Genomic DNA, 1,554 nt, shown 5'->3' on the forward strand with positions numbered 1-1,554 from the left:
CTCCTGATTAAATCTTTTTAGTTGAATCGTTACGGTTCCTCCACTTGGCATAGATTCGACTGCATTTTTAAATATATTGCTAAACACCTGTTTCAACTGATTTTCTTCGCATAATACGAGAGGAAGATGAAGATCAATTTCTTTTTTTACGTGAATTTTCTCTGTAATCCCCTGCACCTCAGCTAGCTTTAAAGTATTCTCTAAAATATCTTGGACATGTTTGTCTTTGTAGGTTTTCGCCTGAGGCTTTGCAAGACTCAAGAACTCATCGGTAATCAATTCAATTCTATCTAACTCATGATTTATCATTTCTACATAGTAAGGCTGACCGCTCGTTTCTCTTAATAACTGCATAAATCCTTTTACCGCCGTCAGAGGGTTTCGAATTTCGTGAGCTATACCAGCCGCTAACTGTCCGACTAAGGAAAGCTGAGCGGCTTCACGCAGCAATTTTTCAGTTTTTTTACGTTCTGTAATATCACGAAACAAAACTTGAATGGCCTGCTTTCCCATATAGGGAATAGGAAAGGCAATGGTTTCGGCATCAATCGTATGACCGTCTTTATGAATAAACTTTTCTTCCTGTAGGTCTACAGATTTATTTTCTGTTTTCATTCGATAAATTCGCTGTTTTACCACATCATAGTAATCAGGGTGAACAAACTGATAAACACAAGCTCCTAATACGTCTTGAGGACTTTTGTATCCTAGCGCTTTGGCTCCTGAAGGGTTGATGTAATCAATTTTCCCTTCACTATGAACGATAATCGCTTCCGGCGATAACTCAATCAAGCTTCGGTAACGTTCTTCGCTTTCTTTTAAAGCCGTTTCAGCCTGCTTGCGTGATGTTATATCTCGATAGACAAAAGCAATGCATAGCGGCCAATCATTCATATTTTCAACGCGGAAGAGTGTGACGCTTACATTAATTAAATGACCGTCTTTATGCTGTCTGACCGTCTCAAATTCCGTTTTCGATTCACCTGATTGAATGGTCTTATGAAGTTCGCACACTGGCTCCTTTAAAAACGAAGGTATAATCGGAAGAGGCTTTTGATGAATTTCTTCAAACGTCCAGCCAAATGTATTCTCAAACGCAGGGTTCACTTGAAGCGTTTTCCCTTCTAAGTCAACGACAGCAACAGCATCTGCGTTATGATAAATAAAAGGCTGAACCTGTTCTTTTTTCTCCTGATAACTAGTTATATTCACGCAATGTCCCATAATTTCAGGCTTTTCTGTGTAAGATAAAGGGGTTAAGTTTACTACATAGCGTTTATCATTTATTTGAAGCTCGTACATAAGCTTTTTCTTTTTGTTTAGTGCTTCGAAAAAATGCTCATACGAGACCCATTCTTCTAGAGGTATTTTTTGGTCATGAACGCTTTCACCTTGATACATACTGTAAACAAGATGGTCATCTTTTTGTTTGTAAGCAAATATGATTCCTAGCGCCTCAGCTGAATGATTTTCTGCATGTAATCGGACTATTTTTTTATTTTTGTTCATCGTTCATATTTACCTACCCCTCACTAACATCTTTCCTACTCGTTC

General features: G+C 38.2%; 1 protein-coding gene. It reads right to left on the reverse strand.

Going from position 1 to position 1,554, the window contains the following annotated elements:
- The coding region (locus tag AC1DRF_RS27245; RefSeq protein WP_477742215.1) for a PAS domain S-box protein at positions 1-1,509 on the reverse strand (1,509 nt) is incomplete at its 3' end.
- Positions 1,510-1,554 lie beyond the last annotated feature (45 nt).

This window comes from Priestia sp. P5_B4, from assembly GCF_056400385.1.